Annotated in this window: 23 protein-coding genes; 15 read left to right on the plus strand and 8 right to left on the minus strand. The window is 64.9% G+C overall.

Annotated features, from left to right (window positions below):
- Positions 1-14 precede the first annotated feature (14 nt).
- Positions 15-1,304 carry an MFS transporter gene (locus P3T42_RS09535; RefSeq protein ID WP_429305846.1) on the plus strand — a complete coding sequence of 430 codons (1,290 nt, stop codon included), beginning with the start codon at positions 15-17 and terminating at the stop codon, positions 1,302-1,304.
- 74 nt (positions 1,305-1,378) lie between these two features.
- Positions 1,379-2,212: a GntR family transcriptional regulator gene (locus tag P3T42_RS09540; protein ID WP_074294608.1), complete on the plus strand. Its 834-nt coding sequence runs from the start codon at positions 1,379-1,381 to the stop codon at positions 2,210-2,212.
- 19 nt (positions 2,213-2,231) lie between these two features.
- Here the strand turns inward: P3T42_RS09540 and P3T42_RS09545 are convergent, their stop codons facing one another.
- From P3T42_RS09545 to phnG, 7 genes are read right to left on the minus strand one after another with little or no spacing between them, the layout of a single operon-like run.
- Complete coding sequence (locus P3T42_RS09545; RefSeq protein WP_429305847.1) at positions 2,232-3,365, minus strand: alpha-D-ribose 1-methylphosphonate 5-triphosphate diphosphatase; 1,134 nt, start codon at positions 3,363-3,365, stop codon at positions 2,232-2,234.
- 33 nt (positions 3,366-3,398) lie between these two features.
- The gene (gene phnL, locus P3T42_RS09550) at positions 3,399-4,166 is read right to left on the minus strand and encodes a phosphonate C-P lyase system protein PhnL (protein ID WP_429305848.1); all 768 of its coding nucleotides are present in this window, start codon (positions 4,164-4,166) and stop codon (positions 3,399-3,401) included.
- Between the two features lie 8 nt (positions 4,167-4,174).
- Positions 4,175-4,945, minus strand: a complete 771-nt coding sequence (gene phnK, locus P3T42_RS09555; protein WP_074297136.1) for a phosphonate C-P lyase system protein PhnK — start codon at positions 4,943-4,945, stop codon at positions 4,175-4,177.
- Between the two features lie 8 nt (positions 4,946-4,953).
- Positions 4,954-5,871 (minus strand): alpha-D-ribose 1-methylphosphonate 5-phosphate C-P-lyase PhnJ, encoded by a 918-nt coding sequence (locus tag P3T42_RS09560; RefSeq protein WP_429305849.1) that lies wholly within the window; start codon positions 5,869-5,871, stop codon positions 4,954-4,956.
- Positions 5,868-7,025, minus strand: coding sequence for a carbon-phosphorus lyase complex subunit PhnI (locus P3T42_RS09565; RefSeq protein ID WP_074294611.1), 1,158 nt, complete (start codon positions 7,023-7,025; stop codon positions 5,868-5,870). The genes P3T42_RS09560 and P3T42_RS09565 overlap by 4 nt, the downstream gene beginning before the upstream one ends.
- Positions 7,025-7,651 (minus strand): phosphonate C-P lyase system protein PhnH, encoded by a 627-nt coding sequence (phnH, locus tag P3T42_RS09570; protein WP_429305971.1) that lies wholly within the window; start codon positions 7,649-7,651, stop codon positions 7,025-7,027. The genes P3T42_RS09565 and phnH overlap by 1 nt, the downstream gene beginning before the upstream one ends.
- A gap of 23 nt (positions 7,652-7,674) precedes the next feature.
- On the minus strand, positions 7,675-8,157 hold the full coding sequence (gene phnG, locus P3T42_RS09575) for a phosphonate C-P lyase system protein PhnG (RefSeq protein ID WP_074294612.1): 483 nt from the start codon (positions 8,155-8,157) through the stop codon (positions 7,675-7,677).
- Between the two features lie 178 nt (positions 8,158-8,335).
- Here phnG and phnF point away from each other — a divergent pair, with 178 nt between their 5' ends.
- The 4 genes from phnF to P3T42_RS09595 all read left to right on the plus strand — a co-directional run bounded on the left by phnF (position 8,336) and on the right by P3T42_RS09595 (position 11,728).
- A complete protein-coding gene (gene phnF / locus P3T42_RS09580) occupies positions 8,336-9,094 on the plus strand; it encodes a phosphonate metabolism transcriptional regulator PhnF (protein ID WP_074294613.1) in 759 nt (252 codons plus the stop codon).
- Positions 9,091-9,843 (plus strand): DUF1045 domain-containing protein, encoded by a 753-nt coding sequence (locus P3T42_RS09585; RefSeq protein ID WP_429305850.1) that lies wholly within the window; start codon positions 9,091-9,093, stop codon positions 9,841-9,843. Before phnF ends, P3T42_RS09585 begins: the two co-directional genes overlap by 4 nt.
- Positions 9,840-10,397, plus strand: a complete 558-nt coding sequence (gene phnN / locus P3T42_RS09590) for a phosphonate metabolism protein/1,5-bisphosphokinase (PRPP-forming) PhnN (protein ID WP_429305851.1) — start codon at positions 9,840-9,842, stop codon at positions 10,395-10,397. The genes P3T42_RS09585 and phnN overlap by 4 nt, the downstream gene beginning before the upstream one ends.
- A gap of 128 nt (positions 10,398-10,525) precedes the next feature.
- Positions 10,526-11,728 carry a M20 aminoacylase family protein gene (locus P3T42_RS09595; protein WP_429305852.1) on the plus strand — a complete coding sequence of 401 codons (1,203 nt, stop codon included), beginning with the start codon at positions 10,526-10,528 and terminating at the stop codon, positions 11,726-11,728.
- A gap of 99 nt (positions 11,729-11,827) precedes the next feature.
- Here P3T42_RS09595 and P3T42_RS09600 read toward each other — a convergent pair whose 3' ends face one another.
- Positions 11,828-12,607 carry an IclR family transcriptional regulator gene (locus tag P3T42_RS09600; protein WP_171991656.1) on the minus strand — a complete coding sequence of 260 codons (780 nt, stop codon included), beginning with the start codon at positions 12,605-12,607 and terminating at the stop codon, positions 11,828-11,830.
- 316 nt (positions 12,608-12,923) lie between these two features.
- Here P3T42_RS09600 and P3T42_RS09605 point away from each other — a divergent pair, with 316 nt between their 5' ends.
- The 9 genes from P3T42_RS09605 (at position 12,924) to P3T42_RS09645 (ending at position 22,790) form a co-directional block, all read left to right on the plus strand.
- A complete protein-coding gene (locus tag P3T42_RS09605) occupies positions 12,924-13,628 on the plus strand; it encodes a FadR/GntR family transcriptional regulator (RefSeq protein WP_429305853.1) in 705 nt (234 codons plus the stop codon).
- A gap of 114 nt (positions 13,629-13,742) precedes the next feature.
- The gene (gene ltnD, locus P3T42_RS09610) at positions 13,743-14,636 is read left to right on the plus strand and encodes an L-threonate dehydrogenase (RefSeq protein WP_074294619.1); all 894 of its coding nucleotides are present in this window, start codon (positions 13,743-13,745) and stop codon (positions 14,634-14,636) included.
- A gap of 13 nt (positions 14,637-14,649) precedes the next feature.
- On the plus strand, positions 14,650-15,993 hold the full coding sequence (gene otnK, locus P3T42_RS09615) for a 3-oxo-tetronate kinase (RefSeq protein ID WP_429305854.1): 1,344 nt from the start codon (positions 14,650-14,652) through the stop codon (positions 15,991-15,993).
- Positions 15,990-16,646: an aldolase gene (locus P3T42_RS09620; RefSeq protein ID WP_429305855.1), complete on the plus strand. Its 657-nt coding sequence runs from the start codon at positions 15,990-15,992 to the stop codon at positions 16,644-16,646. The genes otnK and P3T42_RS09620 overlap by 4 nt, the downstream gene beginning before the upstream one ends.
- A gap of 109 nt (positions 16,647-16,755) precedes the next feature.
- Positions 16,756-18,105, plus strand: coding sequence for an MFS transporter (locus tag P3T42_RS09625; protein WP_429305856.1), 1,350 nt, complete (start codon positions 16,756-16,758; stop codon positions 18,103-18,105).
- 74 nt (positions 18,106-18,179) lie between these two features.
- Entirely contained in the window at positions 18,180-18,968 is a 789-nt protein-coding gene (otnI, locus tag P3T42_RS09630; RefSeq protein ID WP_429305857.1) for a 2-oxo-tetronate isomerase, read from the plus strand.
- 97 nt (positions 18,969-19,065) lie between these two features.
- Complete coding sequence (denD, locus tag P3T42_RS09635) at positions 19,066-20,046, plus strand: D-erythronate dehydrogenase (RefSeq protein ID WP_074294624.1); 981 nt, start codon at positions 19,066-19,068, stop codon at positions 20,044-20,046.
- Between the two features lie 460 nt (positions 20,047-20,506).
- Entirely contained in the window at positions 20,507-21,709 is a 1,203-nt protein-coding gene (pcaF, locus tag P3T42_RS09640) for a 3-oxoadipyl-CoA thiolase (RefSeq protein ID WP_429305858.1), read from the plus strand.
- 496 nt (positions 21,710-22,205) lie between these two features.
- Entirely contained in the window at positions 22,206-22,790 is a 585-nt protein-coding gene (locus tag P3T42_RS09645) for a hypothetical protein (protein WP_074294626.1), read from the plus strand.
- The last annotated feature ends 21 nt before the right edge of the window (positions 22,791-22,811 follow it).

Here is a 22,811-nt window from a genome sequence, read left to right on the forward strand (position 1 = left end):
GTAGGAGACACTTCATGATCAAGAGCCAGCGCTGGTTCGTCGTCGCACTGTTTTTCCTCGCGGGCGTTATCAATTACCTCGACCGCTCCGCGCTTTCGATTGCCGCGCCGCTGATCCAGAAAGACCTGCACTTCTCGCATGCGCAAATGGGCATCGTGTTCAGCAGCTTTTTTATCGGTTATGCGTTGTTCAATTTCGTCGGCGGCGTGCTGTCCGACCGCATCGGCGCGAAGCGCGTGTTCGGCGCCGCCATGGGCGTCTGGTCGATCTTCTGCGGCGCGACCGCGCTGGCGGGCGGGATCGTCTCGCTGATCGTGTTGCGGGTGCTGTTCGGCATGGGCGAAGGGCCGTTCAGTTCGTCGAACAGCAAGATGGTCAACAACTGGTTTCCGCGCAAGGAAGTGGCGAGCGCGATCGGCGTGATCAGTTCGGGCACGCCTTTGGGCGGCGCGATCGCCGGTCCGGTGGTGGGCTACATGGCATTGCGCTTCGGCTGGCGCTGGGCGTTTGTCGCGATCATGCTGCTGGGTCTCGCGTGGCTGGTGTTGTGGGTGACCATGACCACGGAGCATCCGCAGGACCATCCGCGCATTGCTCGCGAGGAGGTCGAACTCATCAAGTCAGGGCAAGCCGACGAGCACGCCATTTCGCACGCGGCGGACGGCGAGCGGCTGGGCCTCGGCCACTTCATCCGCCAGCCGGTGATTCTCGCCACCGCATGTGCGTTTTTCGCCTACAACTACGTGCTGTTCTTTTTTCTGTCGTGGTTTCCCACCTACCTGACTGAAGCGCATCATCTGAGCCTGCGCGACATGAGCTTCGCCACGGTCATCCCGTGGCTGCTCGGCAGCATCGGGCTGGCTGCCGGCGGCTTCGTTTCGGACGGCATTCTGCGGCTCACCGGCAAGCCGCTGCTGTCGCGCAAGATTGTGCTCGGCGTATGCCTCGGCGCCGCTGCCGTGTGCGTGGCGCTGGCCGGACGGGTTGCCAGCACGCAGGGCGCGGTCGCGTTGATGTCGGTATCGATCTTCTTCCTGTATGTGACCGGCTCGGTCTATTGGGCGGTGATCCAGGATACCGTGCCGCGTGAACATGTCGGCGGCGTGGGCGGCTTCGTTCACCTGCTGGCGAACCTGGCAGGCGTGATCGGGCCTGCGGTGACGGGCTTCATTGTGCAGGCGACGCACGGCGCTTACGGCAGCGCGTTTGTGCTGGCCGGCGCGATTGCCGTCCTCGGTGCGCTTTGCTCGCTGGTCTGGATTCGCGAGCCCCGTCCAGCGGCTTTGATGAAACGTGCATGGTAGTATGGTGCGGTGCCTGAGGCGACTGCCTCGGGCGCCTTTCTGTCGTCTCCCACACTCTCCCGCTGTTCCGTCCGATGCCGATCAAGAACTCCCGCGCTATCGCGCCCTCCGTGCCTGTCGACGCATTGCTCGCGACCCCGCGTGGCCGCCGCCGCGCCAGTGCGGCGGCCGAGCCGCGCGCTGCGTTGCCCGATCTCACCGAAAGCGTTTCGTTCGACTCGCACGAGCCGATCAGCAAGCAGATTTTCCGTGCCTTGCGCGAGGCGATCTTTGCCGGTCAGATGGTGCCGGGCACACCGCTCTCCGAGAAGGAAGTCTCGGATATGTTTCAGGTGTCGCGGCAGCCGGTACGTGAGGCCTTTATCAAGCTGGTGGAGACCGGTGTGCTGCAGGTGCTGCCGCAGCGCGGCACGCTGGTGAAGCGGATTTCGCCGCGCAAGGTGCGCGAGGGACGCTTCATCCGCGAGGCGATCGAAACGGCGGTGGTGCGCAAAGCGGCGCTGGCGATTACCGACGCTCAGCTCCAGACGCTAGCCGACAATCTGCGCGACCAGAAACTCGCGGCGAAATCCAACGACACGGCCGCGTTCCTCGCCCTCGACGAAGCGTTTCACTACGGTATCGCGCAGGCGATCGACTGCACCGCGGCATGGGAAACGATTCAGGACATCAAGGCCCAGATGGACCGGGTGCGCTATCTGAGCCTGCCCGATGTGTCGCCGCTGGATCTGCTGATCCGGCAGCATGCGAAGATTCTCGCGGCACTGCGCATGCACGATGCCGGCGCAGCGGAAGAGGCGATGCGCCGGCATCTGCGCGAGATTCTGGTGTCGCTTGGGCCGATTGCCGCGCGCAATCCGGACTGGTTCGAAGCGGACGAGCCGGAACTCGTGCCGCTATCGGTCTGATCTCACGGGCCTGCTGCGCCTAGACGATCCGCGCCCCTTCGCGATAGGTGGCGCGCGGCACCGGCAGCGTGTCGAGCATCGTTACGCGCACGAAGTCGGCCCGCAGACCCGGCGCAATCGCGCCGCGATCGAGCAAGCCGGCGGTGCGCGCCGGTTCGGCCGACACGGTCGCCATGGCGCGCGGCAGCGTCCAGTCCGCTTTCTCCACCAGATCGAACACGGCCGTGAGCAGGCTCGACGGCACGTAGTCCGACGACAGGATGTCGAGCAGATCCGCCTTGGCGAGTTCGAGCGCGGACACGTTGCCCGAGTGCGAACCGCCGCGCACGATATTCGGTGCGCCCATGATCGTGGAGATGCGATGCGCGCGAGCCGCTTCGGCGGCGATGCGGGTGGTCGGAAATTCCGCCAGCACGATGCCCTCGGCGGCCGCCTGTTCGACGTGCTCGACGAGCGTATCGTCGTGGCTCGCCACCGGCAGGCCGAGCGTCTTGCAGCGTGCGACGATCTCGCGCCGGTGCGTGTCGGCGTAACGTTCCTGTTCGACGCTTAGTTCGGCCAGCGCCGTCGTCACATGCTCGTCGCTCAGCTTGCCGTTGCGTTCCTGGAAGCGGCGCCATTGTTCGCGGTCGTGCCATTGACGCTGGCCCGGCGTGTGATCCATCACCGAGGCAAGGCGCAGCAGTGGATGCCGGCAGAGCGAGTCGAATACTTCGACCACGTCGGCGGTGGCGATCTCGCAGCGCAAATGCAGAAAATGCTCGGCGCGCAGCAGGTGCCGTTCGGAGAAGCGGGTGAGGGCTTCGGCACACTGCGTCTGCAAGTCGCGGCCACGCAGACCGACGTTCGAGCGCGAGCCGATGGCGAGCGCGTCGAACACCGTGGTGATGCCGGCCGCAGCGACCTGCGCGTCGTGGATCACGAAGGCGGCATCCGTATTCCACTGCACGCCGGGGCGCGGCGCCAGATGCTTCTCGAGATTGTCCGTATGAAGCTCGATCAGACCGGGCAGCAGATAATCGCCGTCCCAGTCTTCGGCTTCGCGTGCCGAGGTCGTGCCGCGTTCGACGTCATGAATCTTGCCGTCTTCGATGCGCACCACGCCGGTAAATACTTCGTCTCGCGTCACGATGCGAGCGTTCCTGATCAACATCGACATGCTCCGTAGTCAGTCTGCGGTTGTACGTCAGTGCAGCGCCGGCTGACGACGCAGCGGCGGCTGGAGTTCAAGGCGGCGCGTGGCCACTTTGGTGCGGGTATCTTCATCATGAAAGATACCGACAATCGCCGCACCGCGCTCGCGTGCCTCGATAATCAGATCGGCTACCACGTCGCGGTTTTCGGCGTCGAGCGAAGCGGTGGGCTCGTCGAGCAGAAGCAGCGGATGTCCGGCGATCAGGCCGCGCGCAATATTCACGCGCTGCTGCTCGCCGCCGGAAAACGTTGCGGGTGCAAGCGACCACAGCCGTTCGGGCACATTCAGCCGCGCCAGCAGCGCGGCGGCGCGCTCGCGCGCTTCGTCTTCGGGCACACCGCGGGACACCAGCGGCTCGGCGACCAGCGTGAGTGTCGTCACACGCGGAATCACCCGCAGGAACTGGCTCACATAGCCCACCACGTTGCGTCGCAAGCGCAGCACGTCATGCGGCTCGGCGCCGGTAATGGCGACATGCTGCGCGTCGTGTGCCTGCGAGCGGATCGCAATGGAACCCGAGCTTGCCAGATAGTTGCCGTACAGGCAGCGCAGCAGCGTACTCTTGCCCGCCCCGGAAGGGCCGACCAGCACGACGCATTCGCCCTGTTCGACGTCGAGCGAGACGCCTGCAAGCGCATCGATCTGCACGCCGCCCTGGGCATGCAGCGTGAAGGTCTTGCCGATGTTGACGGCGCGCAGCATCAGCGCTGCGTTGTCGATGAAAGCGCGTTCGGACGCGCGTGATTCGATGGATGACATCGTGGACCTCAAACCGGCAGGACGGAAGAAACCAGCGTTTGCGTGTACGGGTGTTGCGGATCGTCGAGCACCTGATCGGTCAGACCCGCTTCGACGACCTCGCCACCTTGCATGACCATCAGACGATGCGCAAGCAGGCGCGCCACGCCAATATCGTGCGTGACGATCAGCACCGACAGATGCAGCGTGCTGGTGAGCGTGCGCAACAGATCGAGCAGACGGGCCTGCACGGAGACGTCGAGACCGGCAGTCGGCTCGTCCATGAATACGAGGCGCGGTCCGGTGACGAGATTGCGGGCAATCTGCAAACGCTGCTGCATGCCGCCGGAAAACGCGGCCGGCAATTCGTCGATCCGTGTGGCGTCCAGTTCGACCCGTTCCATCCATTGCGTCGCGGTATGGCGAATCTGGCCGTAGTGGCGCGCGCCGACCGCCATCAGCGGTTCGCCGATATTGGCGCCGGCCGACACGCCGCTACGCAGGCCGTCGCGCGGATTCTGCTGGACGAAGCCCCATTCGGTGCGCATCAGCAAGCGGCGGCGCGGCTCGGACAACGCTCGCAGATCGAGCCGGTCGCCGTGCGTGGCGTGGTAGTGCAGGGTGCCGCTATCGGCTTCCGTGCGCAGCGCGAGCGTGTTCAGCAAGGTGGTCTTGCCCGAACCCGATTCGCCGACGATGCACAGCACCTCGCCCGGATAGAGATCGAAGCTCACGTTTCTGCAGCCGTTACGGCCGCCGTATTGCTTCGTGATGGCGCGGGCGCTCAGAAGCGGGGTCATGCGCGCGGTCATGCGGACTCTCCTTCAGCAATGGCACCGGTCTCGTCGCCCTGCTGGTCGCGCCGGTCGTGACAATAGTCGCTATCCGAGCAGACGAACATGCGCTTGCCCGCATCGTCGACGATCATTTCGTCGAGGAAGCTCTCAGTCGATCCGCACAGCGCGCAAGCATGTTCCCAGCGCTGGATTTCGAACGGATGATCGTCGAAGTCGAGACTGCGCACTCGCGTGTACGGCGGAATGGCATGGATGCGCCGCTCGCGGCCGGCGCCGAACAACTGCAGCGCGGCGTTCATGTGCATCTTCGGGTTGTCGAACTTCGGGATCGGCGAGGGCGAACTCAGATAGCGCTCGTTGACGATCACCGGATAGTCGTACGTCGTGGCAATGCTGCCGTGATGCACGATGTCCTCATACAGCTTCACGCTGATCAGGCCGTAGTCCGCCAACGCATGCAGCTTCTTGCATTCGGCGACGCGCGGTTCGAGCCGGTATAGCGGCTCGGGCATCGGCACCTGGTAGACGAGAATCTGCTTGTCGGTGAGCGGTGTTTCGGGAATGCGGTGACGGGTCTGCACGATCGTCGCTTCGGACGTGCGGCGCGTCGTCGCCACGCCGGTGGTGCGTGCGAAGAAGCGGCGGATGTTGACCGCGTTGGTGGTTTCGTCCGAACCCTGGTCGATCACCTTCAGTGTGTCGTCGCGGCCGATGATGGCCGCGGTCACCTGGATGCCGCCGGTACCCCAGCCGAACGGCAAGGGCATTTCGCGCGAGGCGAACGGCACCTGATAGCCGGGCACCGCGACGGCTTTCAGCAGCGAGCGGCGGATCATCCGCTTGGTCTGCTCGTCCAGATAGGCGAAGTTGTAGCCTTCAGCCGCGCTATCGTACGACGCGCTGGTCAGTTGTGTGTCGGGCGCGTTCATGCGGCTTGCTCCTGCTGATCGTGGCCGTGGTCGGGTTGCGCTGCTTCTGCGGCATGCTGCGCACGCAAGCGGCGCACGAGTTCGAGCTCGGCCTGGAAGTCGACGTAGTGAGGCAGTTTCAGATGCTGGACGAAGCCGGACGCTTCGACGTTATCGCTATGCGACAGCATGAATTCGATATCCTGGGTCGGCGACCCCAGCGTTTCGCCGAGTTCTTCGGCACGCAGCGCACGGTCCACCAGGGCCATCGCCATCGCCTTGCGTTCCGAATGACCGAACGCGAGGCCGTAGCCTTGCGTGAAAGTGGGCGGCACGTCGCTGCTGCCGGCAAACTGGTTGATCATCTGGCATTCGGTAATGTCAATCTCGCCGATTTCCACCGCTTCACCGAGTTCGTCCAGTTCCATTTCTACGGTTACCGAACCGAAACGGATCTCGCCCGCGAACGGATGCGAATTCGCGTAACCGCGCTGCGTGGCATAACCCATGGCCAGCAGGAAACCTTCGTCGCCGCGGGCCAGATTCTGCAAACGGGTCGCACGGTCCGCCGGAAACGCGAGCGGCTGGCGCGTCAGGTCGCCGGGTTCCGGCGCGTCGGGCACGGGCGCTTCCTGTTCGATCAGGCCTTCCCTGTTGAGCAGCGTGACGACCCGCGGCATGGCTTCGGGCGCTTCGGGAATCTCCTGAAGCGCAGCACGCGGTGCGGCAACCTGAGCGCTGGTCGCGTCGCTGCCGTCGGACTGTGCCTCGGCCATCAGCTTGAAATCCAGCAGACGCTGCGTGTAATCGTAGGTCGCGCCGAGCAACTGTCCGCCGGGCAAATCCTTGAAGGTCGCCGAGATGCGGCGCTCGACCACCATCGCTTCGCTATCGAGCGGCTGCGTGTAGCCGAAACGCGGCAATGTAGTGCGATACGCACGCAGCAGGAAGATCGCTTCCACCAGATCGCCGGCAGCCTGCTTGATGGCGAGCGCGGCGAGATCTTCGTCGTACACCGAACCTTCGGTCATCACGCGGGCCACCGAAAGACGCAACTGCTCGCGAATCTGCCCGACGCTCAACTCGGCCAGCCGCGTATCGCCGCGGCGCGACTTGTCGAGCAGACGCCACGATGCTTCGATCGCGCGTTCTCCACCCTTGACGGCTACGTACATCAGTTCACCTGTGCATGTGTTGTGCGCGGCAGGCCGATCAACGTATTGCCGCAGACGAGATAGCAATCGATGCCGCACGGAAACAGCGGCGCGAGGCTGGCGCGTTCGCGCCAGAAATGTTCGGGCAGGCCGAGCGGCGAGATGGTGGCGGTGTGCTCGATGCCCGGGCCGCTCAGCACGACCTGCGGACCGCCGCTCAGCGCCTCGACGCGGATCAGCAAGGTCACCGACTGCTCCGGCGTTTCCGCCGCGCCGAGCGAGAAGTGTTCGAGTTCGGGCAGCAGCGCGGCGTCGTGGATATAGGCGAACGCCGCGTCATGCACCTCGTCGACGAGCGGCGCACCGGTGTGAAAGCGCAGTGCCGAGGCCAGGGCCGCGTCGGGCTGTGCGAGCCAGACCGGGGTCGAGTAGTCGCACAGCGTGAGCAGTGCCGCTAACGCAGCCAGATCGGCGCGCGAGCGATGCGTGCCGGTGGCTTGCGACGCCGGCAGAACGTTGTCCACCACACCGATCGTGCCCGGCCGCGAGAGCGCATCGAGCAGCGTGCGAAACACCGCCTGGGTGTCGTGGACCGGATCGGTAAAGCCCGGTGCGAGCGTGGAAAGGGCAATCTGTGAGGGGTTCATCGCGTTTTCGGTCAGGTTGTCCATCAGTCGCCTCGCACCATCGTGAAGAATTCGACGCGCGTCGAAGCGGCGTCGTGCCGGCGCGCGGCGCGCTGTGCCGCAAGCTGGGCGGCGAGCGGCTCGATCAGTTGATCGTGCAGACGCGCATGCTGCTCCGGCAATTGCAGCAGCGCGTCGGCGAATGCCGCCAGTTCGGCGCGGCGGCGGTCGCGGCCCAGATGGCAGGCCACGCCCACCGGTGCCGCGCCGGCCGCATTGCGCAAGCGCAGCGTGGCGCGGGTGACGGTGGCTTCACCGAGGTTGAAGGCGTCGCCGCTGCCGCCGATGCGCCCGCGCACCATGGCAAGCCCGGTTTCGGGCGGACGCAGCCAGTCGAATTCAGGCGGGCTCACACCCTCCAGCACCTGGCTCAATGCGGCTTCGAGTTCGGCGCGCGGCGTGTGCGCCAGGACGGCCATCCATGCGCGCCGCATGGCGGAGGAAGGCGAGGCGGAAGTGGCACTCATCGGGGTTCCTGTTGATCCAGCGAGTCGTCATTTGACCATCTATTCATCTAAACGTCTAGACGTTTAGAGGTAAAACGCTTGTGTCTGCGGCACGCTCGTGTTTTCATATTTCCATCACGGCTTGCGCACTACAATGCACGTCACAACGAATATTTGAACTGAAGGGAATGACAGCACCATGACATCGAACGACACCGCCACGCCAGGTACGCAGCTTGAACGGGGCGCGGGCGTTGCCGTGTGGCGGCAAATCGAGCAGATCCTCGCCGCTGAAATTGCGGCGAGCGGCTTCGGCGCAGAAGGACGCCTGCCGAGCGAAGGCGAACTGGCCAAGCGCTTCGACGTCAACCGTCACACCGTGCGGCGCGCCATGCTTGGACTGGCCGCGCTGGGCCTCGTCAGTGTGGAGCAGGGGCGCGGCACGTTCGTGCAGCCCGGCGCAATCGACTATTCGATCGGCCGTCGCACGCGCTTTACCGAGAACCTGCGTCAGCAGCATCATGCGTCGGCCGGCGCCATGTTGTCGGCGGCGCGGGTGAAGGCCGAACCGAACGTGGCCAAGGCGCTGGGCCTGCGGGCCGGTGCGCCGGTCTACCGGATCGAGACGATGCACGAATCGGACGGTGTGCCGCTCACTTTTGCGCGCAGCTGGTATCCCGCCACGCGTTTCCCGGATTTGCCCGACGTGCTGGAGCGCACCGGCGGCATCACCAAGGCGATGGCCGAAATGGGCGTGCCCGACTATCTGCGCAAGTGGAGCCGGATCGGCAGCGTGCTGCCCGAGCCCGAAGTGGCGCGGCGCCTGAATATCAACCGGCAACAACCGGTGCTGTGGGTCGAGAACGTCGACGTGGATCTGCAAGGCGTGCCGGTCAAATACGGTGTCACGCACTTCGCTGCGGATCGTGTGCAACTGATGGTGGAAAACGACGTATGAGCAGCGCGGCTAGTGTGGTGAACGAAGCAGTTGAATGGTCCGTCGAGGCGCGTTTTGCGGTGTATTACGCGCCGTCGCGCGAGTCGGCCTGGTGGCAAGCGGGTTCCGAATGGCTCGGCGGCGACGTGGAGAGCGGCGTCCCGTGCACGCCGCCGCAACCGGCCACGCTGGTTCGCGCCGTGAGCGAACTCACGCAGGCACCGCGCCGTTATGGCTGGCATGGCACGCTGGTCGCTCCCTTTCGGCTTGCTGACGGTGTGACTTCGCTTGGCTTGCTGGATGACGCGCGCGCTTGGGCGCGGCAGCAGGCGCCCTTCGATTTACCGGTGGAAGCGGCGACGCTCGGCGATTTCGTCGCGCTGCGGCCGGCCTTGCCCGCAGGCGACGCCGCCATGCGCGAGCTCGCCTCCAGCGCGCTGCGCACGCTCGGCGGCTTGCGGGCCAAACCGTCCGCGGCCGACCTGGCGCGCCGGCTCGCTGCGCCGCTCACGGAGCGCCAGCGGAGCTTGCTGATCGAATGGGGTTATCCGTACGTCTTCGACGAATTCCGTTTTCACATGACGCTTTCGAGTTCGCTCGAAGCCGCCGCCGAGCGCGCTGCGCTGGTCGCGTGGTGGCACGAAAGAGCGGCCGGGCTCGGCCCGCTCGTGGTCGACAGTGCCGCGCTGTTTGTCGAACCGGCGCCGGGCGAGCCCTTCGCGCTGTGGCAGCGTCTGCCGTTTCAAACTGGGGGAGTGGCGCAACAATGAGTGGCCGTTTGATCTATGTGATGGGCCCGTCCGGCGCGGGCAAGGATTCGCTGCTGGGTTTCGCGCGCAATCGGCTCAAGACCGAACCTATCCTGTTTGCGCATCGCTACATTACGCGGCCGAGCGGCAATGGCGAAGCGCACGTCGAACTGTCCGGCGAGGAGTTCGAGGTGCGCTCCGCGCTCGGTCTGTTTGCGCTCGAATGGTCGAGTCACGGGCTGCGTTATGGCATCGGCATCGAGCTCGACGCGTGGCTCGAACGCGGCTGTACGGTGGTCATCAACGGTTCGCGCCAGCATCTTGAGCAAACGCTCAGGCGCTATCCCGCGGCCGACGTGGTCCATATCGACGCGGCCCCTCACGTGCTGGAGGCGCGGCTCGGCGCGCGCGCCCGCGAGAGCGCGGAGCAGGTGGCGGCCCGCCTTGCGCGGCGCGCACCTTTCTCGTTGCCCGATGGGGTTCACTTCACCACAATCGACAACTCCGGCGCACTCGAAGACGCGGGCCGTGCGTTCGTCGAGATGCTGCGCGGCGCGGTGGCCTTCGGGCTGTGACGCCGTGTCCTCGCTGCTGACTGGCTTGCGCTGAACAAACCGCCGGACCGGATATTCGAGCAAAATGGCGTACCTGTAGCGCTTTCCAGTTCGCGGCGCTGGCCGCGACGTCACATTCGGAGTCCACGATGAGCGAAGCATCCCGTCCCGCCGGCCAGTTCACCGAGCTCGAGCATCTGGCGTCCGCCGCCGAACGCCTGCGCGAAATCCGCCACCACATTCACCATCACCCGGAGCTGGCCTACGAAGAGGTCGCGACCGCGGCGCTGGTGGCGGACAGGCTCGAGCAATGGGGCTGGCAGGTGACGCGCGGAGTGGGGCGCACGGGCGTGGTCGGCACGCTCAAGGTGGGCGACGGCGCGCGCAGCATCGGGATTCGCGCGGACATGGATGCGCTGCCGATCGTCGAACAGACCGGCCTGCCGTACGCGAGCGGCACTCACGGCAAGATGCACGCATGCGGCCATGACGGTCACACCACCATGCTGCTCGGCGCCGCTGAACATCTGGCGCAGACGCGGCGCTTCTCGGGCACCGTGCATCTGTATTTCCAGCCGGCTGAAGAAAGCGGCATCGACAGCGGCGCGAAGAAGATGATCGAAGACGGCCTGTTCGAACGCTTTCCTTGCGATGCCGTGTTCGGCGTGCACAACCATCCGGGTGCGGAGCCGGGCGTATTCCTGTTCCGCAAGGGGCCGTTCATGTCGGCGGGGGACAAGGCGATCATCACCATCGAAGGGGTCGGCGGCCATGCGGCGCGTCCGCAACTGACGGTGGATCCGGTGGTGGTGGCGGCCAGCATCGTGATGGCGTTGCAGACCATCGTGTCGCGCAATGTCGATCCGTCGCAGCCGGCGGTGGTGACAGTCGGCTCGATGCACGCGGGCACCGCGAATAACGTGATTTCCAGCACGGCGAGGCTCGAATTGAGCGTGCGGTCGTTCAGCCCGGAGATTCGCGCGCTGCTGAAAAAGCGCATCGTCGAACTGGCCGAGAGCCAGGCGCAGAGTTATGGCGCCAAGGCGCTTGTTGAGTACATCGAAGGTTATCCGGTGGTGGTCAACTCGGATGCGGAGACGGAGTTCGCGATTGAAGTCGCCCGCGAGCTGGTGGGCGACGACAAGGTGGTCGCGCAAACCGGCATCCTGATGGGCAGCGAAGACTTCGCGTTCATGCTGCAACAGCGGCCGGGCACGTTTTTGCGCATCGGCAACGGTGTGGGCGAGGATGCCTGCATGGTGCACAACCCGCATTACGATTTCAACGATCGTAATCTGACTGTGGGAGCGGCTTACTGGACGCGGCTGGTGGAGCGGTATTTGGGGCAGTGAGGGCGACGGGTGAAGGTGGTTGCGTGCGCAACGGACTATCGGGACGGCCCGCGACGAACAGCATGACCCATGCCGTCGATGCATCCCAACCCCCAACCCTCATCCCCGCCGCGCCACCAGATCCGACACATTCTGCGCCGCTGCCTGCAGCGGCTCCAGAAACGCCTTCACCATTTGCCTGGCCGAATTGCGCTGGGCATTGCCGCTGATATTCATCGCGGCGATTACACGTCCTTGCCGGTTGCGGATCGGCGCCGAGAGCGAGATCAACCCGCCTTCGAGTTCCTGATCGACGATCGCCCACCCCTGGCGGCGCACCTGGGCGATCGCCTTCTTCAACTCTTCCTTGTCGGTGACCGTGCGCGGCGTGTGAGCGTATAACGGCGCCGAGGCGAGCGTCGCCTCGAGCGTCTCGTCGTCGAGCGCGGCCAGCAGCACGCGGCCCATCGACGTGCAATACGCGGGCAGCCGGCTGCCGATCGACAGGTTGATGGTCATGATCTTGTGGGTCGGCACGCGCAGCACATAGACGATCTCGGTGCGGTCGAGCACGGCCGCCGACACGCTTTCGTGGACCTGCGCCGAGAGCTCTTCCATCACCGGTTCGGCGAGATTCCAGAACGGCATCGAGGTCAGATAGGCGAAGCCAAGATCGAGAATCTTGGGCGTGAGGCGGAACAGACGCCCCTCCGCTTCGACATAACCCAAGGTCTGCAAGGTCAGCAGGATGCGCCGTGCCCCCGCTCGCGTGAGGCCGGTGGCGGCGGCGACGTCGGTGAGCGTCTGCTCGGGACGCTCCGCGTTGAACGCACGGATTACCGCGAGACCCCGTGCGAACGACTGCACGTAGGAATCACCCGGTTTGTCCGGCGCGTCCATTGCCTCGGGGGCGCTGGCCGGATCGGCAGGGGACGCTTGCGGGGCTTTGCTCATGGGCCTCTTCAGGAATGCACGGGGTAACGGGGCGCGCCGCCGGCGCAGAAAGCCGTGAAGATAGCTTATGCCCCGCGTTTCGCCAACCTCGCCGATTTTGTCGCCTGCGTGAAGCCCCGGTCCGACAAGGCCTCTGCACGTATTTCGGCCCCGCGACGATTCGCTTGACGAGAGAGCGTACGCCATAACCAGGGTTTTCGTGGATGCCGAATGCAATCGAAATTTGTATGATGACCCGATCACATGATCAATTGAGAACCGCATGTTCGAGAAGATCCCCGCCCGCGCACTCAGCGACACGGTCGCGCAGCAGTTACTCAAGCAGATCGACAAGGGCACCTTTGCGCGCGGCGGCAAGCTGCCGACCGAAGCCGTGCTGGCCGAGCAGTTCGGCGTCAGCCGCACGGTGATCCGCGAGGCGATTTCGCGCCTGAAGAACGAGGGCGTGGTAGAGCCGCGTCAGGGCAGTGGGGTGTTTGTCGCCGCGCACGGTGCGATCCGGCCGCTGCGCATCGACTATGCGGAAGCGGTCGAAGCCGGCTCGGTGCTGCAGATTCTCGCGCTGCGCCGGGCAATCGAGGCCGAGGTGGCGTCCGAAGCCGCGATGCGGCGCAGCGATGCCGACATGGTGTCGATCGACGCCGCGCTCGCCAGGATCGACGAGGCCGTCGCCGAAGGCCACGACGGCGTCGCCGAGGACGTGGCGTTTCATCGCGCGATTGCCGTGGCCACGGGCAATCCGTATTTCCTCAAGACGTTGACGTTCCTGAATCAGTACCTCGAAGCGGGGACCGTCGTCACGCGCCGCAACGAAGCGTTGCGCGAAGACTTCTCGCGCCAGGTGCGCGACGAGCATGCGGCGATCGTCGCCGCAATCCGCGCGGGCGATCCGATGGAAGCGCGCAACGCCGCCCGCACCCACATGTACAACGCGGCACGCCGTCTGGCGGAAGCCGGCATTTGCTGAGGCCGCGAGGCGTTTGAGCCGGGCTGGGCCCTCATGCCTTGCCGGCGGCGGCGTGGCAGCGTGGCAACGCGGCAACCGCTACGTCGAACCTACGAATTTCATCCGGAGTAGAGCATGTCCAGAAATGTTGGAGTCATCGGCCTCGGCGCAATGGGGCTGGGCGTTGCCCGCTCGTTGCTGCGGGCAGGGTTTCGGGTGCATGCGTGCGATCTGCGCGCGGCCGTGCTGGAGAGTTTCGCGGCGGACGGCGGCATCGCCTGTGCGAGTCCGGCTGAACTGGGCGCGCAATGCGAGGTCGTCGTCACGCTGGTGGTCAATGCGGCGCAGACCGAAGCGGTGCTGTTCGGCGCGCAGGGCGCGGTGGCCAGCATGAAGCCGGGCAGTGTGGTGGTTGCGAGCGCAACCGTCTCGCCTGACTTCGCCATCGAACTCGGCCGGCGCATCGAGGCAGCCGGTCTGCAGATGCTCGACGCACCCGTCTCCGGTGGCGCGGCGCGTGCCGCCTCCGGCGAGATGACCATGATGACCTCGGGTCCGGCCGCCGCCTACGCCGCCTGCGAGGATGTGCTGGCCGGCATGGCCGGCAAGGTTTACCGGCTGGGCGCCGTGCATGGCATCGGCTCGAAAGTGAAGATCATCAACCAGTTGCTGGCGGGCGTGCACATCGCGGCCGCCGCGGAAGCGATGGCGCTCGGCCTGCGCGAGGGCGTCGACGCCGAGTCGCTGTACGACGTGATCACGCACAGCGCCGGCAATTCGTGGATGTTCGAAAACCGCGTGCCGCACATTCTCAAGGGCGATTACACGCCGCTCTCGGCGGTCGATATCTTCGTCAAGGATCTCGGCCTCGTGCTCGATACCGCGCGCCGTTCGAAATTCCCATTGCCGCTTTCGGCGGCGGCGCATCAGATGTTCATGATGGCCTCGTCGGCAGGGCACGGCGGGGAAGACGACTCGGCGGTCATCAAGATTTTCCCCGGCATCGACGTGCCGGCGGCGAAATCCTAGCCGGAGCGCCGCCATGACGACTTCATCTGCGCGCCCGCTGCTGGGCTGCATTGCCGACGACTTCACCGGCGCCACGGACCTCGCCAACATGCTGGTGCGCGGCGGCATGCGCACGGTTCAGACCATCGGCGTGCCGGCTTCCGACGAACCGGTCGAGGCCGATGCGCTGGTGGTGGCGCTGAAATCGCGCACCATCCCGGCTGCGGACGCGGTGACGCAATCGCTTGCGGCGCTCGACTGGTTGCGCGCGCAAGGATGCCGTCAGTTCTTCTTCAAGTACTGCTCGACTTTCGATTCGACGGAGGCGGGCAACATCGGCCCGGTTGCGGATGCGTTGCTCGATGCGCTTTCGGGATTGGACCTTGGCGTGGGCGCCGGCGAAGAGCGTGATGTCAGCGCCGAGGCCTTCACGATCGCCTGTCCAGCGTTCCCGGAAAACGGGCGCACGATCTATCGCGGCCACCTGTTCGTCGGCGATGTGCTGCTCAACGAGTCGGGCATGGAGAACCATCCGCTCACGCCCATGAAGGACGCAAACCTCGTGCGCGTCCTGCAGCGGCAGACGGCATCGAAGGTGGGGCTGGTGCGTTACGACAGCGTGGCGCAGGGCGCGGCCACGGTGCGTGAGCGTTTCGACGCGTTGCGGCGCGACGGCGTGCGCATGGCGATTGCCGACGCACTGTCCGATGCCGATCTGCACACGCTCGGCGAAGCCTGCGCGAATCTCAAGCTGATCACGGGCGGCTCCGGCGTCGCACTCGGCTTGCCGGCGAATTTCCGCCGTGCCGGTTTGCTCTCTGGAACGGCAGACGCGGGTCAGTTGCCGCGGGTTGAGGGCCTGTCGGTCGTCCTTGCGGGCAGTGCGTCGAAAGCGACCAACGCCCAGGTGGCGGCCTGGCGCGAAAGCCGGCCCGCATTCCGGATCGACCCGCTGGCGGCCGCGCGCGGCGAACCGGTGGTCGAACAGGCGCTCGCGTTTGCGCGCGAGCACTTCGGCGCCCGGCAGCCGGTGCTGATCTACGCCACCGCGACGCCCGACGAGGTCAAGGCGGTGCAGCGCGAACTCGGCGTCGAACAGGCGGGACACCTGGTCGAAGGTACGCTGGCGGCGATCGCACGCGGCTTGCGTGAACTGGGCGTGCGCAAGTTCGTAGTGGCGGGCGGAGAGACCTCTGGTGCGGTAGTTCAGGCGCTCGATGTGCAGACGTTGCGCATCGGCGCGCAGATCGACCCGGGCGTGCCGGCGACCGCAACCACCGGTGACGTCCCGCTTGCGCTCGCACTCAAGTCCGGCAACTTCGGCGCGACGGACTTCTTCGCCAAGGCGCTGCGCCATCTCGACGGGACGGCATCATGAGCTTGGCAATCCATAGCGGCGACGAAGCCAGGATTCGCGAGGAGATTTGCAGCACCGGCGCGAGTTTGTATCAACGCGGCTATACGGTGGGCAGCGCCGGCAATATCAGCGCCCGTCTCGACGACGGCTGGCTGATCACCCCCACCGACGCCTGCCTCGGCCGGCTCGATCCGGCCGAGATCGCCAAGGTCGATCTGGCGGGCAACGCGGTATCGGGCGGCAAGCCGTCGAAGACGCTGGCCTTGCATCGCGGCATCTACGCGCGCAACGCGCAAACGCGCGGCATCGTGCACACCCATTCGACGCATCTGGTCGCCCTCACGTTGGCCGGCGTGTGGAGCGAGGCTGATGTGCTGCCGCCGATCACCCCGTACTACGTGATGAAGGTCGGCCACATTCCGCTGATCCGCTACCGGCGCCCGGGCGACCCGCAAGTGGCGGAGCAGATCGCGGCGCTGGCGGACAGCGTGCGCGGCGTGCTGCTGGAGCGGCTTGGGCCGGTGGTGTGGGAGCGTTCGGTGGCGCAGGCATCGTATGCGCTCGAAGAGCTCGAGGAGACCGCGCGGTTGTGGCTGATGACGAACCCAAAACCGGCGCCGCTCGACGAAGCGGCGCTGGAAGAATTGCGCACCGTATTCGGCGCGCGCTGGTGAACGACGCCGCAGCGTTTGACCCCAGGCGCCGCGGCACGGTGGATACCCATAAAGCCCGACGGCTGCCGCAGGCATACCGTCGCCGGCCCATCATCAAAGGAGACAAGGCATGAGTTCTTACGAGGCGGCTTCACTCGGTCCCGATGGCCTCGCTGCACAGGCCGCAGCGGCAGCCGGACAACCCGGCGCGGCCGAAGTCGAACGCACCTACAGGAAGGTGTTCTGGCGCATCGTGCCGTTCCTGATGCTGTGCTACGTGGTCGCGTATCTCGACCGGGTCAACGTCGGCTTCGCCAAGCTGCAGATGTCGACGGATCTCGCCTTCAGCGAAACGGTATTCGGCCTCGGCGCCGGCGTGTTCTTCATCGGCTACTTCCTGTTCGAGTTGCCGAGCAACATCCTGATGCACAAGCTCGGCGCCCGTATCTGGATTGCGCGGATCATGATCACGTGGGGCCTTCTTTCGGCCGTATTCGTATTCGTCAAGACTCCTGCGCAGTTCTACATTCTGCGCTTCCTGCTCGGTCTGGCCGAAGCCGGTTTTTATCCGGGCGTGATCCTGTATCTGACTTACTGGTTCCCGTCGCATCGGCGCGCGAAGATCATCGCGGTGTTCATGTCGGCGATTCCGGTTTCGGGCATTTTCGGCAATCCGCTCTCCGGCTGGATCATGCAGTCGTTTCACAACAACCAGGGCCTGGCAGGCTGGCAATGGATGTTCCTGATCGAAGCGATTCCCGCTATCGCGATCGGCATTGCGACGATCCTGTACCTCGACAACGGCATCGCCAACGCCAAATGGCTCAGCGAGCGCGAAAAGCGCCTGCTGACCGACGACATCTGCGCACAGCAGCAGGAGAAGACCCGCACGCATTCGGTTGCCGGGGTGTTTCGCGACCCGCGCACGTGGTGGATGTCGCTCATCTACTTCGCGTTCGTCACCGGCCAGTATGGCTTGACGTTCTGGATGCCCACGCTGGTGAAATCAACGGGTGTGACGGGGGCGTTCAACATCGGCTTGCTGAGCGCGATTCCCTTCCTCGTGGCGATTGTCGTGATGAACATCATGGGCCATAGCTCGGACCGGCGGCGCGAGCGTCGCTGGCATCTGATCGGGCCGGCGCTGTGCGGCGCGGTCGGCTTTACGGTAGCCGCCTCGTTTGCCCACAATACGGCGGTGTCGATTGCGTTCCTGTCGCTCGCGGCGGCGGGCGTGCTGACCTGTGCGCCGCTGTTCTGGTCGTTGCCGACGGCGTTCATGTCGGGCGCCACAGCGGCGGCCGGTATCGCCATCATCAATTCGATCGGCAATCTGGCAGGTTTCGCGAGCCCGTACATGATCGGCTATCTGAAGGACCTGACCCACAGCACGCAGTCCGGTATGTATGTGCTGGCCGGCATGCTGGTGATCGGCGCACTCGCCGTGTGGTTGACGCCGGCCAGACTCGTCAACCGATAGATCGGGCCTGTCCCGGCCCGTCTGCCAGCGCGCGTAGGGCGGCTGGCAGTTCAATAGTAAAAGGAGTTGTTGCAATGCCTCGCTTCGCTGCCAACCTGACCATGATGTATAACGAGCACGGCTTTCTCGAGCGTTTTGCCGCCGCGGCGCAAGACGGCTTCAAAGCCGTGGAGTTTCTGTTCCCCTACGATTTTCCGGCTGCGGCGCTCAAAGATCGGCTCGCCGGCCACGGCCTGACCCAGGCACTCTTCAATGCGCCGCCGGGCGACTGGGCGGCGGGCGAGCGCGGCATCGCCTCGCTGCCGGGCCGCGAAGACGAGTTCCGCCGCAGCATCGACACCGCGCTCGACTACACGCGCCAACTGGGCAACCGCAAGCTGCATGTGATGGCCGGCCTGATTGCGGCGGGGCAGTCGCGCGAGCAGCATCGCGAGGTGTATCTGCGCAACCTGGCGTACGCCGCGCAAACCGCACAGGCTGACGGCATCACGGTGGTGATCGAGCCGATCAACACGCGCGATATCCCTGGCTTCTTTCTCAATCGCCAGGACGATGCGCAGACCATCTGCGCCGAAGTGGGCGCACCGAACCTGAAGGTGCAATTCGATTGCTATCACTGCCAGATCGTCGAGGGCGATCTCGCGGTCAAGCTGAAACGCGATATGGCGGGCATCGGCCACATCCAGATTGCCGGTGTGCCCGAGCGGCATGAGCCGGATCTCGGCGAACTGAACTACCCGTACCTGTTCGATCTGATCGACACGCTCGGCTACGACGGCTGGATTGGCTGCGAATACCGGCCGCGGGCGGGGACGTCGGCAGGTCTGGGTTGGCTCAAGCCCTATCTCCAGCAGGACGCTTGAATTCCAAATCATTGAGGCATGCCAGGCAATCGGCCATGCACGGACAGGGTTGAAGACAGGCAGCAACGACTGGCAACGATTAAGGACAACGGACATCATGAAAGTATTGATCACCGGCGGCGCGGGGTTTCTCGGCCAGCGTCTCGCACGTGAACTGCTGGCGCGCGGCGAACTGAAGGGACCGGACGGCCAGCCGCAAAAGATTACCGAACTCGTGTTGCTGGACGTCGTCGCGGCGAGCGGCTTCAGCGACAGCCGGGTTCGCGCCGAAGTGGGCGACATCGCCGAGCGCAGCGTGCTCGAACGTGTGATCGACGAGCGGACTTCGGTCATCTTCCATCTGGCCGCGATCGTCAGCGGTCAGGCGGAAGCGGATTTCGAGCTTGGCATGCGGATCAATCTCGATGCCTCGCGCCTGCTGCTCGAAACATGCCGGCTGCGCGGGCATCGGCCGCGGGTCGTGTTTACGAGTTCGGTTGCGGTCTACGGCGGCGACATGCCGGACGTGGTGCGCAACGACACGGCGCTGAATCCGCAGTCGTCGTACGGCACGCAAAAGGCGATCGCCGAACTGCTGCTGAACGACTACACGCGGCGCGGTTTCGTCGATGGGCGGGTGTTGCGCCTGCCCACCATCAGCGTGCGACCCGGCAAGCCGAATGCGGCGGCTTCGTCGTTTGCGAGCGGCATCATTCGCGAGCCGCTCAATGGCGAGGCCGCGGTCTGTCCGGTAACGGGCGGCACGCGGCTGTGGCTGTTGTCGCCGCGTCAGGCGATCGCTTGCCTGATTGCCGGGCTCGAACTCGACGCCGCCGCGCTCGGCCACCAGCGTGCGCTGAATCTGCCGGGCATTTCGGTGAGCGTCGACGAGATGGTGGCCGCGCTGCGCGAAGTCGCGGGCGAGGCGGTGGTCAAGCGTATCCAGTGGCAGCCGGATCCGCGCATCGAGAAGATCGTCGGTAGCTGGCCCGGCCGTTGGGATACGACGCGCGCGGAGCAGCTCGGTCTGTCGGGCGAGAAAAGCTTTGCGGACGTGATCCGCAGTTACATCGAAGACGAGCACATTCAACCTGTTTGAGCCGGGCGGTCCCGCATTCCTCAGACGTTCCTTGCCTTGACCGGTTCCAAGCCGTTTAACGGCGGACCGGCGGCGCGCAAGCCGCCGCAGCCCTTGCGTTCAGGCTTGCGGCGGCCATTTTCCCTTCCAGGTATTTCCCTGACGGCGGCGCGGCGCGCTTGACACGCTTTCCGGGCCACGCCTATTATCATGGCTGAATGTTCGATATACGATCCATTGTTCGTATGTAGAACAATTTGGAGCCAACCGGCCACCATTCACTGTTATTCTGCCTGGGCTGCACGGCGTCCGCGTTTGGGCCTGCGTTTTGGCCTGCGTTTGGCAGTGGCATGGGCTCCGGATATCCCTTCCGCTCGCCGTGACGGCGTGACCGGGCAAGCCGGCTGTGCTGCGCAACGCGGCGGCCGCGCGCCGGTTCGTGGAGTACGCAAGCGGCGCAGCATCCAACTGGAGACATCACATGACTGAAGCTTTCCTGTGCGACGCGATTCGCACGCCGATCGGCCGCTATGCGGGTTCGTTGTCGTCGGTGCGCGCCGACGACCTGGGCGCGGTGCCGCTCAAGGCGCTGATGGAGCGTAACAAGGACGTCGACTGGAGCGCTATCGACGACGTGATCTACGGCTGTGCCAATCAGGCCGGCGAGGACAACCGCAACGTCGCGCGCATGTCGCTGCTGCTCGCGGGCTTGCCGCAGGCCGTGCCGGGCTCCACGGTCAATCGTCTGTGCGGTTCGGGCATGGACGCCGTGGGCATTGCCGCGCGCGCGATCAAGTCCGGCGAGGCGGCGTTGATGCTGGCCGGCGGCGTCGAAAGCATGAGCCGTGCGCCGTTCGTGATGGGTAAGGCCACCAGCGCGTTTTCGCGCCAGGCCGACATCTTCGACACGACGATTGGCTGGCGTTTCGTCAATCCGTTGATGAAGCAAATGTACGGCGTCGATTCGATGCCGGAGACTGGCGAAAACGTCGCGACCGACTACAAGGTGAGCCGTGCCGATCAGGACGCGTTTGCGCTGCGTAGCCAGCAGAAGGCGGCACGTGCGCAGCGCGACGGCACGCTCGCGCAGGAGATCGTCTCCGTGACGATCCCGCAGAAGAAGGGCGATCCGCTGGTGGTGTCGCAAGACGAACACCCGCGCGAAACCAGTCTCGAGGCGCTCGCCAAGCTGAAGGGCGTGGTGCGCGCGGACGGCACGGTGACGGCGGGCAACGCTTCGGGCGTGAACGACGGCGCGGCGGCACTGCTGCTCGCCAACGAAGCGACGGCGAAGCGCTTTGGCCTGACGCCGCGGGCACGCGTGCTCGGCATCGCCACCGCCGGCGTCGCGCCGCGCGTGATGGGGATCGGCCCGGCGCCGGCCACGCAAAAGCTGCTGGCTCGCCTGAACATGACCATCGACCAGTTCGATGTGATCGAGTTGAACGAGGCGTTCGCTTCGCAGGGGCTGGCGGTGTTGCGCGCACTCGGTGTCGCGGACGACGACGCTCGCGTGAACCCGAATGGCGGCGCGATTGCGCTGGGTCACCCGCTCGGCATGAGCGGCGCGCGGCTCGTGACCACGGCGATGTATCAACTGCACCGTACGCAAGGGCGTTTCGCTTTGTGCACGATGTGCATCGGCGTCGGCCAGGGCATTGCGATCGCGATCGAACGCGTTTGAATTTTGCGGCATGGCGTAGAACAACGCGGCCATTCGCCGCAATAGTGTAGAGAAGAGCCGAAGCCCCGTTCCTTAGCGAATGGGGCTTTTTTCATTTCAGACATTGCTGTCTGGGCCGATAATCTTATATCAATGGATTTGTGAAAAAATCCATGCGTTTTTATCTGTGATCCGATAAAAATGTAAATAATAAGGATGGAATGAGGGGGTTATCGAATATTCCGCAAGAGTTCAATGCCAATTGCATCGCGGATGCGGCCTTCCTGTGCCATATGCGCCCAGAGGCCAAGCCGCCGTGCAACAGTTCTTCTATAGCGATTTAAAAACCCCTGATTTAGATCAGCGCGATTTTCGGCGCGCCATGTACAATCGTCCCGCTGGTGTTATTTGAATCCTTCGTCTGAAAAGACTTGTTTAATTCAATGATGCTGCATATCGGCAATTCATTATTTACGTTGCCGCAGCGCCGGATCAAACCATTTCAAGGAGAGCATCAATGAAAGCAGCCACGATTGGAGTCGCTCTGTTGCTGGCGGCGGCCGCCGCGCAACCCGTGTGGGCGCAGAACACGCTCTCGGACGCCACACGCGGCGTGGTCAGCGTGGTGGATCCGGTGCACGTGAAGGCGGAGATCGTCGGTATCGATCCGGGCGTACGCACGGTGACCCTGCAAGGGCCGGCCGGCAACGTTGTCACCCTGATGGTCAGTCAGGAAGTGGCCGGGTTCGACAAGCTCAAGGTCGGCGACCGGGTCGACGTCCTCTATAAGAACGCCTTGCTTGTGAAGGCGGACAAGGTGACGGGCGGCAACAAGGGCATCCGTTCGCGCGTCGATACGCAGGTCTATGCGCCGGCGTCGGGCGGCTTCGAAACGGCGCGGCAGATCGAAGTGCTCGCCACCGTGCAGAAAATCGACCACAAGAAGGGCCTCGTAACGCTGCGCGGCGCTGCGCAAACCCAGACGCTGCAGGTCGGACCGGACGTCGATCTCAAGGGCGTGAAGGTGGGCGATACGGTTCACGCGGTGTTCGTCTCGGCGGCAGCGGTGCAGATTACGCCGCAGGACGAGGCGACGCAGTAACGCTATGCGGTGAGCCTTGCG

The organism is Paraburkholderia sp. GAS38 (genome assembly GCF_050434965.1).
Classification (GTDB): domain Bacteria; phylum Pseudomonadota; class Gammaproteobacteria; order Burkholderiales; family Burkholderiaceae; genus Paraburkholderia; species Paraburkholderia phenazinium_A.

Bases quoted from the DNA above. Each gene is read 5' to 3' on its own strand.
- P3T42_RS09625 (WP_429305856.1), top strand. From the start codon at position 16,756: ATGAGTTCTTACGAGGCGGCTTCACTCGGTCCCGATGGCCTCGCTGCA.
- phnL (WP_429305848.1), bottom strand. From the start codon at position 4,166: ATGTCATCCATCGAATCACGCGCGTCCGAACGCGCTTTCATCGACAAC.
- pcaF (WP_429305858.1), top strand. From the start codon at position 20,507: ATGACTGAAGCTTTCCTGTGCGACGCGATTCGCACGCCGATCGGCCGC.
- P3T42_RS09545 (WP_429305847.1), bottom strand. From the start codon at position 3,365: ATGTTGATCAGGAACGCTCGCATCGTGACGCGAGACGAAGTATTTACC.
- denD (WP_074294624.1), top strand. From the start codon at position 19,066: ATGAAAGTATTGATCACCGGCGGCGCGGGGTTTCTCGGCCAGCGTCTC.
- phnH (WP_429305971.1), bottom strand. From the start codon at position 7,651: ATGAACCCCTCACAGATTGCCCTTTCCACGCTCGCACCGGGCTTTACC.
- P3T42_RS09605 (WP_429305853.1), top strand. From the start codon at position 12,924: ATGTTCGAGAAGATCCCCGCCCGCGCACTCAGCGACACGGTCGCGCAG.
- P3T42_RS09620 (WP_429305855.1), top strand. From the start codon at position 15,990: ATGAGCTTGGCAATCCATAGCGGCGACGAAGCCAGGATTCGCGAGGAG.
- P3T42_RS09535 (WP_429305846.1), top strand. From the start codon at position 15: ATGATCAAGAGCCAGCGCTGGTTCGTCGTCGCACTGTTTTTCCTCGCG.
- phnN (WP_429305851.1), top strand. From the start codon at position 9,840: ATGAGTGGCCGTTTGATCTATGTGATGGGCCCGTCCGGCGCGGGCAAG.
- phnK (WP_074297136.1), bottom strand. From the start codon at position 4,945: ATGACCCCGCTTCTGAGCGCCCGCGCCATCACGAAGCAATACGGCGGC.
- ltnD (WP_074294619.1), top strand. From the start codon at position 13,743: ATGTCCAGAAATGTTGGAGTCATCGGCCTCGGCGCAATGGGGCTGGGC.
- P3T42_RS09565 (WP_074294611.1), bottom strand. From the start codon at position 7,025: ATGTACGTAGCCGTCAAGGGTGGAGAACGCGCGATCGAAGCATCGTGG.
- P3T42_RS09600 (WP_171991656.1), bottom strand. From the start codon at position 12,607: ATGGACGCGCCGGACAAACCGGGTGATTCCTACGTGCAGTCGTTCGCA.
- phnF (WP_074294613.1), top strand. From the start codon at position 8,336: ATGACATCGAACGACACCGCCACGCCAGGTACGCAGCTTGAACGGGGC.
- P3T42_RS09645 (WP_074294626.1), top strand. From the start codon at position 22,206: ATGAAAGCAGCCACGATTGGAGTCGCTCTGTTGCTGGCGGCGGCCGCC.
- P3T42_RS09585 (WP_429305850.1), top strand. From the start codon at position 9,091: ATGAGCAGCGCGGCTAGTGTGGTGAACGAAGCAGTTGAATGGTCCGTC.
- otnK (WP_429305854.1), top strand. From the start codon at position 14,650: ATGACGACTTCATCTGCGCGCCCGCTGCTGGGCTGCATTGCCGACGAC.
- P3T42_RS09595 (WP_429305852.1), top strand. From the start codon at position 10,526: ATGAGCGAAGCATCCCGTCCCGCCGGCCAGTTCACCGAGCTCGAGCAT.
- otnI (WP_429305857.1), top strand. From the start codon at position 18,180: ATGCCTCGCTTCGCTGCCAACCTGACCATGATGTATAACGAGCACGGC.
- P3T42_RS09560 (WP_429305849.1), bottom strand. From the start codon at position 5,871: ATGAACGCGCCCGACACACAACTGACCAGCGCGTCGTACGATAGCGCG.
- phnG (WP_074294612.1), bottom strand. From the start codon at position 8,157: ATGAGTGCCACTTCCGCCTCGCCTTCCTCCGCCATGCGGCGCGCATGG.
- P3T42_RS09540 (WP_074294608.1), top strand. From the start codon at position 1,379: ATGCCGATCAAGAACTCCCGCGCTATCGCGCCCTCCGTGCCTGTCGAC.